The 14,046-nt window shown below is 64.3% G+C and carries 12 protein-coding genes; 4 read left to right on the top strand and 8 right to left on the bottom strand.

Going from position 1 to position 14,046, the window contains the following annotated elements:
• Positions 1–327 precede the first annotated feature (327 nt).
• The 4 genes from NMB96_RS09320 to NMB96_RS09305 all read right to left on the bottom strand — a co-directional run bounded on the left by NMB96_RS09320 (position 328) and on the right by NMB96_RS09305 (position 4,933).
• Entirely contained in the window at positions 328–1,089 is a 762-nt protein-coding gene (locus NMB96_RS09320; protein ID WP_115039658.1) for an ABC transporter permease, read from the bottom strand.
• The gene (locus NMB96_RS09315) at positions 1,086–2,030 is read right to left on the bottom strand and encodes an ABC transporter ATP-binding protein (protein WP_023905293.1); all 945 of its coding nucleotides are present in this window, start codon (positions 2,028–2,030) and stop codon (positions 1,086–1,088) included. The genes NMB96_RS09320 and NMB96_RS09315 overlap by 4 nt, the downstream gene beginning before the upstream one ends.
• Positions 2,031–2,327: 297 nt before the next feature.
• The gene (locus NMB96_RS09310) at positions 2,328–3,965 is read right to left on the bottom strand and encodes a Na+/H+ antiporter (RefSeq protein ID WP_043889481.1); all 1,638 of its coding nucleotides are present in this window, start codon (positions 3,963–3,965) and stop codon (positions 2,328–2,330) included.
• 311 nt (positions 3,966–4,276) lie between these two features.
• Positions 4,277–4,933 carry a hypothetical protein gene (locus tag NMB96_RS09305; RefSeq protein ID WP_225970134.1) on the bottom strand — a complete coding sequence of 219 codons (657 nt, stop codon included), beginning with the start codon at positions 4,931–4,933 and terminating at the stop codon, positions 4,277–4,279.
• 398 nt (positions 4,934–5,331) lie between these two features.
• Here NMB96_RS09305 and NMB96_RS09300 point away from each other — a divergent pair, with 398 nt between their 5' ends.
• Entirely contained in the window at positions 5,332–5,889 is a 558-nt protein-coding gene (locus tag NMB96_RS09300) for a fasciclin domain-containing protein (RefSeq protein ID WP_023905297.1), read from the top strand.
• Positions 5,890–6,252: 363 nt separating this feature from the next.
• Here the strand turns inward: NMB96_RS09300 and NMB96_RS09295 are convergent, their stop codons facing one another.
• The 4 genes from NMB96_RS09295 to NMB96_RS09280 all read right to left on the bottom strand — a co-directional run bounded on the left by NMB96_RS09295 (position 6,253) and on the right by NMB96_RS09280 (position 11,058).
• Positions 6,253–7,692: a UdgX family uracil-DNA binding protein gene (locus NMB96_RS09295; RefSeq protein ID WP_023905298.1), complete on the bottom strand. Its 1,440-nt coding sequence runs from the start codon at positions 7,690–7,692 to the stop codon at positions 6,253–6,255.
• A 545-nt stretch (positions 7,693–8,237) separates the two neighbouring features.
• The gene (locus NMB96_RS09290) at positions 8,238–9,482 is read right to left on the bottom strand and encodes a putative DNA modification/repair radical SAM protein (protein WP_023905300.1); all 1,245 of its coding nucleotides are present in this window, start codon (positions 9,480–9,482) and stop codon (positions 8,238–8,240) included.
• Between the two features lie 314 nt (positions 9,483–9,796).
• Positions 9,797–10,615, bottom strand: a complete 819-nt coding sequence (locus tag NMB96_RS09285; RefSeq protein WP_023905301.1) for a dioxygenase family protein — start codon at positions 10,613–10,615, stop codon at positions 9,797–9,799.
• A 32-nt stretch (positions 10,616–10,647) separates the two neighbouring features.
• Positions 10,648–11,058 carry a DoxX family protein gene (locus NMB96_RS09280; RefSeq protein ID WP_023905302.1) on the bottom strand — a complete coding sequence of 137 codons (411 nt, stop codon included), beginning with the start codon at positions 11,056–11,058 and terminating at the stop codon, positions 10,648–10,650.
• A 106-nt stretch (positions 11,059–11,164) separates the two neighbouring features.
• Between NMB96_RS09280 and NMB96_RS09275 the strand changes: the two genes are divergently transcribed.
• From NMB96_RS09275 to NMB96_RS09265, 3 genes are all read left to right on the top strand, one after another.
• Complete coding sequence (locus NMB96_RS09275; protein ID WP_023905303.1) at positions 11,165–12,100, top strand: LysR family transcriptional regulator; 936 nt, start codon at positions 11,165–11,167, stop codon at positions 12,098–12,100.
• Positions 12,101–12,154: 54 nt separating this feature from the next.
• On the top strand, positions 12,155–12,724 hold the full coding sequence (locus NMB96_RS09270) for a flavodoxin family protein (protein ID WP_023905304.1): 570 nt from the start codon (positions 12,155–12,157) through the stop codon (positions 12,722–12,724).
• 224 nt (positions 12,725–12,948) lie between these two features.
• On the top strand, positions 12,949–13,944 hold the full coding sequence (locus tag NMB96_RS09265; protein ID WP_023905306.1) for an aldo/keto reductase: 996 nt from the start codon (positions 12,949–12,951) through the stop codon (positions 13,942–13,944).
• Positions 13,945–14,046: the final 102 nt, after the last annotated feature.

The raw sequence follows: 14,046 nt of genomic DNA, 5'->3' as shown, positions 1-14,046 counted from the left end.
ACGTCCGTGTAGGCTCTTACGCGGCATCCATGCCGCGTAAGGTCCCGCGACGGTGGGCGGGCAAGGACCAGTCGAGATGGTCGGTGTGCATGTTTTCAAGCAACCAGCAGACTTTCTGGTGCGGTGTCCTCACCGATTGCGGGACCGTGTGGCGGCATGGATGCCGCCACCGAGCCTACATAGACGTACTTGCGGCGTGTCCCGCGAGCGGTGAGGCCACCGCGCACTCGACCCACTCAGCGTTTGATCTGGACGTCCGACGCGTTTGACCTGAACTTCCGATGGCATCCACCAGGATGCGGCCGACAACACCACTGCACTCACCACTCACGCCTTGAGCCGATAACCGCTGCGGAAAATCGCCGCAACCACGCCCAGGCACACGACCAGGAACAGAAAGGTCATGCCAGTGCTCACCGCGATGTGCACGTCGGCCTTGCCGTAGAAACTCCAGCGGAAGCCGCTGATCAGATAGACCACCGGATTGAACAAGGTGACCTTCTGCCACAGCGGCGGCAGCATGTTGATCGAGTAGAAACTGCCCCCCAGGAAGGTCAGCGGCGTGACCACCATCAGCGGAATCACCTGCAGCTTCTCGAAGCCGTCGGCCCAGATGCCGATGATGAAACCGAACAGGCTGAAGGTCAGCGCGGTGAGCACCAGAAAGCCCAGCATCCACACTGGGTGGGCAATCTCATACGGCACGAACAGCCGCGCGGTGAGCAGGATCAGCAAGCCCAGCAGCACCGACTTGGTCGCCGCCGCGCCGACATAGCCGATCACAATCTCCCACCACGCCACCGGCGCCGACAACACCTCGTAGATGGTGCCGGCCCAGCGCGGCATGTAGATGCCGAACGAGGCGTTGGAAATGCTCTCGTTGAGCAAGGACAGCATCACCAGCCCGGGAATGATGAAGGCGCCGTAGCTGATGCCGTCGATATCGCCCATGCGCGAACCGATCGCCGCGCCGAACACCACGAAATACAGCGAGGTCGACAACACCGGCGAGGCGATCGACTGGGTGAGCGTGCGGAATGCGCGCGCCATTTCGAAGCGGTAGATCGCAGCGATTGCATACCGATTCATGCGCGTATCTCCTGCTGGCGTGCACCGTGCACCAGATTGACGAAGATCTCCTCCAGCGAACTCTCGCTGGAATGCAGATCCTTGAAATCGATGCCCTGCTCGTTGAGCCGGCGCAGCAGCCCGCCGATGCCGGTCTGCTCGGCCTGGGTGTCGAAGGTGTAGATCAGGCTGTTGCCGTCGGCCGACAGTTCCAATGGCAGATCGCTCAGCGCGACCGGGATGGCCTGCAGCGGCGCCTGCAGGCTGAGCGTGAGCTGCTTCTTGCCGAGCTTGCGCATCAGCGTGTGCTTGTCTTCCACCAGCACCAGCTCGCCGCGATTGATCACCCCGACCCGGTCGGCCATGTCTTCGGCTTCTTCGATGTAATGGGTGGTCAGGATCACCGTGGTGCCCTGCTCGCGCAGCCGCCGCACCATCTGCCACATGTCGTGGCGCAGCTCTACGTCCACACCGGCGGTAGGCTCGTCCAAAAAGAGAATGCGTGGCTCGTGCGCCAGCGCCTTGGCGATCAGCACGCGCCGCTTCATGCCGCCGGACAGCGTGGAAATCTTGTTGTTGCGCTTGTCCCACAGCGAGAGTTCGCGCAACACCGTTTCCAGATACTGCGGATTGGCCGGCTTGCCGAACAGCCCGCGGCTGAAACGCACGGTGGCCCACACGCTTTCGAACGCATCGGTGGCAAGTTCCTGCGGCACCAGGCCGATGCTGGCACGCGCGGCGCGGTAGTCGCGCACGATGTCGTGACCATCGGCCAGCACGGTGCCGGTGCTCGGATTGATCAACCCGCAGATGATGCTGATCAGCGTGGTCTTGCCGGCGCCGTTGGGACCGAGCAGCGCGAAGATTTCGCCGCGCTGGATTTCGAGGTCCACGTGCTTGAGCGCCTGAAAACCGCCAGCGTAGGTCTTGCTCAATCCCTGGATGGAAACGATTGGAGTCATGTGTTCTGCACTGGAACGATCAGCCGCACAGGGTAGGCCGTGCGCCATGAAGATGGGAGCAGTGTGGATGGGATGGTGTCTCCCGACGTGCAGCAAGGAGCCTCAGCGAACTGGACCGCGCACGCCTGCTGCGTCTGTTTACGCATTTCCATGTAGGAGCGCGCTTGCGCGCGATGAGGCTTTCCCGCCAACGCCCATCGCGCGCAAGCGCGCTCCTACACAACCCGGGCGGCACGACCGCTGCGGCTCCTGCGATTCCCCAATCCCGATTCCCGACTCCCGCGCGCATCAGCGCGCTCAAGCCCGCTTGCGCGACTCGATCAGATCCAGATTGCGCACCAGCCGGCGCGACAGGTCGTCGGAAATCTCGCGGCGGCGCGCGAGCTTGAACAACTCGTTGCGCTCGGCCACCAATGCGGCATGACGGAACTGGCGCAGCGCCTGTTCGTAGGCACCGGCCTCTTCCGGATCGGTCTCGGCCATGTCCACCGCGCCGAGCTTGCGTTGATAGCGCTGGCTGACCTGATTGGCCGCCGCGTTGTAGCGCTCGGCATGCTTGCTGCCATCCACCAGCCGCTGGCGCAGTTTTTCCACCGCTTCCAGCGCGGCCTGCGAGGCGGCCTTCACCGCCAGATCTTCCTTCAGCTGCTCGTCTTCTTCTTCGGGCAGCTCCAGTCCGCGCAGCAGCGGCGGCAACGCCACGCTGGCGACCAGCAACGAGACCAGGATCACCGAGGCGGCCAGGAAAATCGCCAACTGGCGGGCCGGGAACGGTGAGCCGTCTTCCAGCATCAACGGCAACGTGAGCACGCCGGCCAGGGTGATCGCACCACGCACGCCGGCCAGCGAGACCGCCACCACGATGCGCCACGGCGGGCTGACATGCTGCTCGCCGCGCCACTGCGCCTTGAAGATGTTCCAGCGCAGCGACAGGAACACCCATACGAAGCGCAACGCCATCAGGCTGGCGCTGATGGTGGCCACGTACACCGCCAGCCACCACGGATTGAGGTGGCCGGCTTCCTGCACGCTGCGCACCGCCCCGTCCAGGATGCCCGGCAACTGCTCGCCCAGCAGCACGAAGATGATGCCGTTGAAGGTGAACTGCACCGTGTCCCACACCGCCGAGCGCTGCAGCCGCATATTGCCCGGCGCGTTGCCGGCCATTTCCACGTAACTCATGGTGACGCCGGCGGCCACCGCGGCCAGGATGCCGGAGGCATGGAAGGCTTCGGCCAGCAGATAGGCCGCGAACGGGGTGAGCAGGTTGACCAGGATCGCCGAACCCGGCTCCTCGCCGAAGTGGCGCCAGATCCAGGCCTGGATGCGGCTCAGGCCGAAGGTGGTCGCCACGCCCAATGCCAGCCCGGCCAGCGCCACCCACAGGAAGGTCAGCGAAGCGGTGGCGATCGAGAAGCTGCCGGTCAGCACCGCCGCCACCGCAAACTGGAAGCACACCAGACCGGAGGCATCGTTGAGCAACGACTCGCCTTCCAGGATGTGCATCAGCCGCTTGGGAATCGGCACCTTGGAGGCGATCGAGGACACCGCCACCGGGTCGGTCGGCGAGATGATCGCCGCCAGCGCGAAGGCCACCGCCAGCGGCATCGCCGGGATCAACCAATGGATCAGCAGGCCCGCGCCGACCACTGTGAATACCACCAGGCCCAGCGCCAGTTCCAGGATGGCTGCCTTGTCGCGGAACAGGCCTTGTTTGGGAATGCGCCAGCCATCCAGGAACAACAGCGGCGGCAGGAACAACAGGAAGAACAACTCCGGTTCCAGCTCGTGCCCGGCATCGAACACACCGGAGACCACCGCGCCGAGCGCGATCTGGACCAACGGCAAGGGCAACGAGAACGGCAGGATGCGGATCAGATAACCGCTGGCCGCGACCGCCAGCAACATGGCGAGGACGACATCGATCGAATGCATGAAAAACCCGGAAGAAGAAACGGTGCGCGTACGGCATCGCATCGTGCAACGCACAACTAACGCGCCGAAGGGAACATACCGGTTTGCAGGCGGCGATGAAACCACCGCGCCGCCTGGGCCTGGGCGCGGCCCTCCACGGTGACCGCCACGAGGGTGTGCTGCTGCAGCTCTGTGCGGGTGTCTGTCGATCAGACACGGTGGATACGCTGCCGGATGGACAGGCCGAGACGAGGATGAAAGCAGCCGGCAACGTGATCGCTCGCCACGTCACGCATGCCGGCTGCTTGCCTATGCAGGTTGGCTGGACGGGATCAGCTGTGGTGAACGTGCTTGTTCGCGTGCGGCTTCGATGGCCCGGTGCCCTCGACCGGGACCAAGAAGGTCGCTTGATGCAGTTTCAGCTTGGAATCGTAGTGACTCACCGTCACCTTGACCGCCTTGACCTTCTTCTTGAAGGCGTATGGCCACTGCGCGCCGACCATCTGCTGCCCGGGCTTCTGACCGTCAGCGTCTCCGACGAGCTTGATGCGCACGGGGTAATTACCTGCGCCGCCGTTGTCCGCATCGTTGGCGTCGGACACGTCGATATGCGCTTTCGAAAACGCCAGCGTCGACGGGCCGACGTCCTTGACGTCCTTGTAGTTGGCGCTGTCGTCGAATCCGATATTTTTATAGCTATAGGTCAGCAGGATCACTTGCGTAGGAACCCAGGAGCCACCGCCGTAATTGGGAATTTTCACCTTGGCCACGCGTGCGGAATCCACCGTGAATTCCCACTCGCCCGGGACGATCCATTTTTGACCTGGCCGATAGATGTCACTCGCAGGGACAGCAGCGGTCGCTGACGGCGCATGCGTTGGCGTTGGCGTGACGGCTGCTGCCTGTGCAGTGCCGGATAACACCAGCGCGCCTGCCGCCAACCATGCCGGCAGTACCAATCGATTGAACTCACTCTTTTTGGATTTCATGTTCTACAGCCTCTGAGCACTGATCATCACGCAAGGGCATGAATGGTAATTGCACTGTCCGGCGCCGCTTCTGCCAATCGCGAACATTCGTGCAGCATTAGGGCGGTCGTGCGACGGCTACGACCCGATGGGCTTGATAACGACCTGATCGCGCGGTCCCTGCAGCGGAGGTTCGCCATAGAGTGTTTAAACCATCAGTCGGCATATGTGGCCAGCGCGCGTCGAACAGACTCAACCGCAGGCCATCGATCTGCAGTTCGCCAGGACGGATGTGCGATGGCGTTGCAGCACAGCATCTCCATGTAAAAAACGCGTGATGCATCCGCGCCGCAGCCGGCCGCGTATCCAGCTATACGATTGCCATCCAGGTGATCGCCTACCCAAAGGATCGATGCCTCATGAAGACCTCATTCCAGTCGCTTGCCATTGCCACCGCCATTGCCCTGACCAGCGCGATGGCTCCCGCCTACGCGGCGTCCAACCCGATGGTGGGCGGTGCGCCGATGCTGGTGACCAAGGACATCGTCGACAACGCGGTCAACTCCAAGGATCACACCACCCTGGTCGCCGCCGTCAAGGCCGCCGGCCTGGTCGAGACGTTGAAGGGCCCGGGCCCGTTCACCGTGTTTGCCCCGACCAACGCCGCATTTGCCGCATTGCCGGCCGGCACTGTCGACACCTTGTTGAAGCCTGAATCCAAGCCCACCTTGACCAAGGTGCTGACCTATCACGTGGTGCCGGGCAAGGTTGACGCCGCTTCGCTGATCGCCAAGATCAAGGCCGGCGGCGGCAGCGCGACGCTGACCACCGTGCAGGGCGAACCACTGACCGCAAAACTCAATGGCAAGAAGGTCACCATCACCGACGTCAAGGGCAACACCGCCAACGTCACCATCGCCGATGTGGTGCAGAGCAATGGCGTGATCCACGTGGTCGACAAGGTGTTGATGCCGTAACTGCATCTGGCTGCAAGGCACGTCGTTGTCATTGCATGCGCAGGTAGTCCATCGGCGGAATGCAGGGGGATTCCGCCGATGGGGCGCAACCGTCATGTGCGCTGGCGTTATCGAGACATTTTGAACGCGCGCGGCATCGATACATCTCGATGCATCCACTCGGTGCATCCACTCGGTGCATCCACGCGTAAGTCGACGTGGACAAACGCTTTTTGTAGGCCGATCCGCGTGTACCTGGAACCACGTTTCAGGTCTCGCCACCCAACCGCGAAGCGGCGGTGATGGAGTCACTGGTTGCTCAGTGGCTCCACTTGGTGTCTTGGTTCTCCGACACCGTACGCGTGCCATTGCACGCGTATTTTTTTATGGCGCGGCCGAGCTGCCCGCCGACATCGGTATGTCCAGCAGCTGGCGCAGATCTTCCACAAACCCGCGATAGCCTTCCTCGCGTGCGGCCGTCGTTGGCTGACGCAACACCCATGACGGATGCACGGTGGTCAGCACCGGCGTGCCATCGTCCAGGCGCTTCCATTGGCCACGTTCGCGCATCAAGCGAAAGCCGCTTCCCAACACCGCCTGTGCCGCAGTCGCGCCCAGGCACACGATCTGCGCCGGACGCAGTTGTGCGCGCTCTGCATGCAACCAGCCACTGCAGGCCTGCACATGCGCCCGTTCCGGGTTGCGATGCAGACGCCGTTTACCGCGTTGCTCGAAGCGGAAATGCTTGACCGCGTTGGTCACATAGACTGTGTCGCGATCGATGCCGATCTCGCCCAGCGCCATGTTGAACAGGCGCCCGGCCGGCCCGACGAATGGACGCCCGCTCAGATCCTCTTCGTCGCCCGGCTGCTCGCCGATCACCATCACCGATGCATCGTTCGGCCCTTCGCCAAACACCGTCTGCGTTGCCGGTTGCCACAACGCGCAACGCCGGCAATCGCGCGCGGCCACGCGCAACTGTGCCAGGCTTTGCGTAGCCACTTCCGGGATCGGCGCTGGCGCGACCGGCACTCGCCGCCGCACCGGCTCTGGCGCACGCTCGGCCATCTCGCGCACGCGCACACCCGCCTCGCGGATCAGCTCCGGCAACAAGCTCGCCTCGGGCAGATTCTTCCAGTATTTCTGTGGCATTTCCTGCCGCATCATGGTGGGATTGAGCCGCGCCGGATTGAAGATGTGCGCGTAATAGGTGCGCCACAGCGTCTCCTGCGCATCGTCGGCCGGCACTTGGGTGCGCACGGCGCCTTCGCCGAACGTCAACGCCTCGCCATCCCAGCGCACACTGCGATACGGAGTCAGAATCGCCCAGCGCATTCCGGCGAAACGGCGCGCGAAAAACGGCGCCACCCGATCCACGATCCAGTGTTCGGGCTCGAACCACGCCACAAAGTCTTCTTCTTCGCCGGGCAAGCGCCGGAAGCGCACGAATGCCTTCATCTTGTGCGTATCGCGTTGCACCGCCTTCTGCCACTGTGCCACACGGTGCACATCGACATCGGTCGCCCGCTCCAGCAACGCCCGCTCGCCGGACGCCAACCGCCACAACAACCGATACAACACCGCATAGCGCTGCGGGTCGCGATGACACAGCACCGCCCCCGCCATCTGCAAAAACTCTGCGGAGACTCGCGGCGCGGCAGCCACCGCCGGCAGGTCCAGCATCCCCTGCCCCATCAACAAGCCACCCTGCACGCCACCATTCCACGCAATGGAGTCAGGCTCCACCTGCGCACACCACCCCGCCCGCGCCAGCGCACGCCACGCATCAAGACTCCAACCTGGCTCAACTTCAGCGCTGAACATCGCTTACACCTGACCTCAAGATTTCCGATCTCGCCATCGCTCTACTGGCGGCACTATCGTTGCGTTGTTGCGATTTTTTCGCGGGCTTTTGCTGCTACTGATACTGCTGGTTGCTGGTTGCTGGTTGCTGTTGCTGGTCGCTTGTCGCTTGTCGCTTGTCGCTTGTCGCTTGTCGCTTGTCGCTTGTCGCCGTTGATTTTGCTGCACCAAGTCGCCTTAGAGCGAGCCGAGCACCGCAGCCATGCGTGGCCGAAGAGGCGCCCTGTCTGAGCGCAGCGAGTTTGGGCGCCGTGCCGCGCATGGCGAGGAGCACAGGGCACCGGTGCGGCTGTATCGCACCGGATCGCGTCAGGCGACAGCGGTTTTGGTTACTTTTGCCAAGACAAAAGTAACCCGCGCCGCAAGGCGTGGAAGCTCTTGGCGCAGGAATTCGGTGGTGGAAATTGGGGATTCGTAGAAGCAATCAAGAACTTCCAAGTCATGCGTGCGGCCGTACCCTCATCCGCCCTTCGGGCACCTTCTCCCGACGGGAGAAGGGACAGGCGTCAATCGAACAAACTTGCCTGTCGCGGTGCCGGCGCCAACTGCGCGCGTAACCGCACCGGATCGTCCAAGCGCTGGCGCGGATGATGATCCAGCACACTCACAAACGGCAGCAGCTTCTTCATCGGCACCCGCAACCGCGCCAGATCTCCCACCCGCAAGCGCGCATGCCTGCGCGACAACAGCAAGCGCTCCACATTGCGCGTGCCCAGGCCCGGTACCCGTAGCAGCATCTCGCGCGGCGCCGCGTTCAAATCCACCGGAAAGCGCTCCGGATTGCGCAACGCCCACGCCAGCTTCGGGTCCACATCCAGATCGAGCATGCCGCTGGATTGCGCCGGCGCAATCTCTTCCACGCTGAAGTCGTAGAAGCGCAGCAACCAGTCGGCCTGATACAGCCGATGCTCGCGCTGCAACGGCGGCGCCTGCAGCGGCAACTTGGAGGAGGCATCCGGGATCGGGCTGAACGCCGAGTAATACACCCGGCGCATCCGGTAATTGCCGTAGAGATTGTGGCTGGTGTCCAGAATGCTGCGGTCGTTGGCGTCGTCGGCACCGACGATCATCTGCGTGCTTTGCCCGGCCGGGGCGAAGCGCGGCGGCTTGGCGCGGCGCACTTTTTCGGCCTTGCGCTCGAGCTGATTCTCTTCGATGCGCCAACGCAGTTCACCCATCGCCGCGCGAATGCCGCCGACGCTTTTTTCCGGCGCCAGCAAGGTCAGGCCCTGCTCGGTCGGCAACTCCACGTTGATGCTCAGGCGGTCGGCGTAGCGACCGGCCGCGGCCAGCAATTCCGGCGTCGCATCGGGGATGGTCTTGAGATGGATGTAACCGGCGAAGTGATGCACCTCGCGCAGCTGCCGCGCCACTTCCACCAGCTGCTCCATGGTGTAGTCGGAGTTGCGGATGATGCCGCTGGACAGGAACAGGCCTTCGATGTAATTGCGCTTGTAGAAATCCAGCGTCAGCGTGACCACTTCTTCCGGCGTGAAGCGCGCGCGGCGCACGTTGCTGGACACCCGATTGACGCAGTACGCGCAATCGAAGATGCAGAAGTTGGTCAGCAAAATCTTCAGCAGCGAGACGCAGCGGCCATCGGGCGTGTATGAGTGGCAGATGCCCATGCCCTCGGTGCTGCCGATGCCGCCGGTGCCGAGCGAATTGCGCTTGTTGGCGCCACTGGAGGCGCAGGAGGCGTCGTATTTGGCGGCGTCGGCGAGGACGGCGAGCTTGTCGAGGATTTTCACCCAAGCAGCATGCAGCGATGGCGTCTCAGCCTGTGAGACTGCCCCGCACGCATCGTGAATGCTTCAGAGCGCTGTGGTGCGGGCGCCATGCCTTGGCGTTGTGCGGCTGGCTGGCTCCCATCGCCATACGTGATGGCGGTGGTGCCTAGTCCGCCGCCATACGTCATTGCTGCGGGGCGGCGCGCCGTCTGAGCCATGCGTGATGCCTATGGTGCCAGCGTGTCACCGGCAGATGCCTTATGGCAACGGTATCGGCATGCTGCCGGCACCTCACGTGTCGGCCACAATGCCTGCATGCTGCAAGCACGGTGGACTCATGCGGCAACCGGATCCGCAAGCGCGCGATCCCCATCGAACCGGTAGATATCCATGGCCAGAAGGCCGGCATCGATACCGGCATCGATACGCTGCGCGCCGAGCCGGTCGTCGCCGGCCGCGCCCATCGCCACATACAGCGGCAGCAGGTGCTCGTCGGTGGGATGCGCGCGTGCGGCCTGCGGTGCCTGGCGGCGATAGTCCAATAGCGCGGCGATGTCGTTTTCCAGCAACTTGCGTTCGGTCCATTCGATGAAGGGCCGCACGTACGGCGCCTCGCGCTCGGCGCTGTAGCCCTGGCGCGCGTCGTGCAGGTTGTGGGTGATGCTGCCCGAGCCGATCACCAGCACGCCCTCATCGCGCAACGGTGCCAGCGCGCGGCCCACAGCGAACTGGTGGGCCGGGCCGAGCTCTGGCTGGATCGATACCGACACCACCGGAATCTCGGCAGCCGGATACAGCAGGCGCAGCGGCACCCACACGCCATGATCGAAGCCGCGCTGCGGGTCCAGGTGCGGATGCAGGCCGGCTTGCTCCAGCCGACGCAGGATCTGCTGCGCCAACGCCGGCTCGCCTGGCGCGGGATACTCCAGTTCGTACAGCGGCGCAGGAAACCCGCCGAAGTCGTGGATGGTGGCCGGCCGCGCCGCGCCACTGATCAGCGGGCGGCGGCCCAGCCAATGCGCGGACGCAACCACAATCGCGCGTGGTCGCGGCAAAGTCTGCGCAAGCTCGGCCAGGCGCTCGCCGACCTGCCCCGGCTGCAGCGCAGTCATCGGCGATCCGTGCGAGATGTACAGGGAAGGCAAGCGGCTCATGGACAACTCCTCGTAAAGAAAAACAAACCGCCTCAGCGCGCCGGCTTCAACGCCAGGGCGCCATCGCCAAGCAGCGATTGCACGATCAGCAACACCGCCCAAAGCGCCGGGTATTCCCAGCCGCCGCCCGGATTGGAGAAGCCGAAGCCATTGGCGCCATGCACGCTGACGATGGTGCCCAGCAGCAGCGGCACGCCCAACAGCGCCACCCAGCGCGCGTAGATGCCCAACAGCAAGGACAGGCCCAGACCGAGTTCCAGCGCGATGGTGAGGTAGCCCAGCGCGCCGGGCAGGCCGAGCGACTGGAAATAGGCCGCCGTGCCGGCCGGGGTGAACACCAGCAGCTTGGTCAGGCCATGCACCAGGAACAGCGCGCCCAGACTGATGCGCAACAAGGCCGTGCCGTAATCGGCGGTACGCGGGGATGCAAGAGAAGTGGACATTCGACAGACTCCGGTGAGGACCTGCATAGCCTATTGCTTACAAATTTCTGATAAATAGTTTTGATTCGGATAATTTATTGCGATCAAAGCAATAATCGGATCCACCATGGATACCCTCGACGCAATGCGTGTGTTCACCGCAGTGGCCGAACGCAGCGGCTTCAGCGCTGCAGCCGATGCGCTGGACCGCTCCACCGCCAGCGTCACCCGCCAGGTCGCCGCGCTCGAGCAGCGGCTGGGCACTCGCCTGCTCAACCGCACCACCCGGCGGGTCAGCCTGACCAGCGCCGGCACCGCCTATTACCAGCGCTGCCTACAGCTGCTGGCCGATCTGGACGACCTGGAGGCCACCGTCGGCGCCCAGGCGCTGGAGCCGGCCGGGGTGCTGCGCGTCAATGCGCCGGTGAGCTACGGCATCGAGCGGCTGGCCGCCTTGCTGCCGGGCTTTCGCGCGCGCTACCCGCAAGTGGAGCTCGACCTGTCGCTGTCCGACCGCCTGGTCGACATGGTGGAAGAAGGCTTCGATGTGGCCATCCGCATCACCCGCCAGCCGGCGCCGACACTGATCGCCCGCCAGTTGGGCAAGGTGCGGCTGCTCACGTGTGCGGCGCCGGCCTATCTGGCACGCGCGGGCACGCCCAGGCATCCGTCCGACCTGGCCGGCCACGAATGCCTGCTCTATCACTACTCGCCCAATGGCGACGAGGTGCGCTTCCATGGGCCCGATGGCGATACCACTGTGCGCATCCACGGCGGGCTGCGTGCCAACAACGGGCATGTGTTGAGCGCGGCGGCGGTGGCCGGCCAGGGCATTGCGATGCAGCCGGATTTTCTGGCCGACGACCATCTCGCCGCCGGGCGCCTGGTACGCATTCTTCCCGAGTACGAGCTGGCCGATATCGGCATCTTCGCGGTCTATACCAGCCGCAGCCATCTGGCGCCGAAGGTGCGCAGCTTCATCGATTACCTGGTCGAGACGATGGGCGATTGCGCACCTGGTCTGGCGGCCTCGGCAACAGTTCGTCCCGGCGGTGGTCATTAACCTGTCGGCCCACGTGTGCGCACAATCCCGATCCCCTCGGTTCAAGGATTGCCCATGAGCAAGATCGCCATCGTGTATTTCAGCGGCTACGGCCACACCGTCAAACTGGCCGAAGCCGTGCAGGCCGGCGCCGCCAGCGTCGGCGAGGCCACGCTGTATCGCATCGACCAGGACGGCAACCTGCCCGACGATGCCTGGGAGGCGATCAGTGCGGCCGATGCCATCATCTACGGCAGCCCCACCTACATGGGCGGGCCGGCCTGGCAGTTCAAGAAGTTTGCCGACACCAGTTCCAAGCCATGGTTTGCGCAGGCGTGGAAGGACAAGATTGCGGCCGGCTTCACCAACTCGGCCTCGGTCAACGGCGACAAGTACGCCACCATCCAGTACTTCTGGACGTTGTCGCAGCAGCACGGCCAGGTCTGGATCGGCACCGGCTTGATGCCGGCCAACACCAAGGCACACGGCCCGCAGGACATCAACTGGACCGCCGGCTGGGCGGGCGCACTGGCGATCTCGCCGTCCGATGCCTCGCCGGAAGAAGCGCCGCGCAGCGGCGATCTGGAAACCGCCAAGCTGCTCGGCAAGCGCATTGCCGAATTCGCCGGCAAGCTCAAGGGCTGACGCGGCAGGTAGTTGCGTGCGCGTAAAAGGCCCGTGCATGGCGGCAGGCTTCGGTCTGCCGGGATGCGCGGGCTTTTGCGTCGTGGCGCAATCGGTGCGGTTGCCATGCCGCAGCGGCCTGCAACGGCCGCAACCGCGACGCCTCACCGGTCGAGCCACATCGCCCTAACGCCACCCGCGCCATGCTTGGCCCCGCCCTTTTGACCGCACGGAGTTCCCCCACCATGCAAACCCGCACGCTTGGCCGTTCCGGCCCCACCGTCTCTGCACTCGGCCTCGGCTGCATGGGCATGAGCGCGTTCTACGGCAATCGCAGCGACGAGGCCGGCTCGATCAAGGTGATCCATCGCGCGCTCGATCACGGCATCAGCCTGCTCGACACCGCCGACATGTACGGCCCGCACACCAACGAGATCCTGGTCGGCAAGGCGATCGCATCGCGTCGGCATGAAGTGTTCCTGGCCACCAAGTTCGGCATCAAGCTCGATGCCAACGACCCGTCGGTGCGCGGTATCGATGGCAGCCCGGCGTACGTGCAGTCGGCCTGCGAAGCCAGCCTGCGCCGCCTGGGGGTGGAGCATATCGACCTGTATTACCAGCACCGCGTGGATCCCAACGTGCCGATCGAAGACACCGTGGGTGCGATGGCGCGTCTGGTCGAACAGGGCAAGGTGCGTTTTCTTGGGCTCTCCGAAGCGGCCGCGGACACCATTGCGCGTGCGCATGCGGTGCATCCGATCACTGCCGTACAGACCGAATACTCGCTGTGGTCGCGCGAGCCGGAAGACAACGGCGTGTTCGCTGCGGTGCGTGAGCTCGGGATCGGCTTCGTGCCGTATTCGCCGCTGGGACGCGGCTTTCTCACCGGCGCGTTCTCCTCGCCGGACGACTTCGACGCCGACGATTACCGGCGCCATTCGCCGCGTTTCCAGGGCGACAACTTCACTCGCAACCTGCAGCTGGTGGAACAGGTCAAGGCGATCGCTGCCGACAAGGGCATCACACCCGGACAGCTGGCGCTGGCCTGGGTACTGGCGCAAGGCCAGGATCTGGTGCCGATCCCGGGCACCAAACGTCTGGCCTATCTGGAAGAAAACATCGGCGCGCTCGATGTAGCGCTGATGCCGGACGAGCTGGCACGCATCGATGCGATTTTCCCGGCACAGGCCGCGGCCGGCACGCGCTACCCGGAAGCAATGATGGCCACCGTCAACCGCTGAGCCGGCCTTCGCGTCCTGCCTGCGGCCGCACCGCTGTGGCGACCGCAGGCGCTCACGCCATTGCATCGGCGTGGCTCGCACACTTGGCGCACCCTCACCTGA

Origin of the sequence: Xanthomonas hortorum, from assembly GCF_024339125.1 — a bacterium.
In the GTDB taxonomy this organism is placed as follows: Bacteria; Pseudomonadota; Gammaproteobacteria; order Xanthomonadales; family Xanthomonadaceae; genus Xanthomonas; species Xanthomonas hortorum.
Note: the sequence above shows the minus strand (reverse complement) of the source record. Positions and strands in the feature narration are given on the sequence as shown.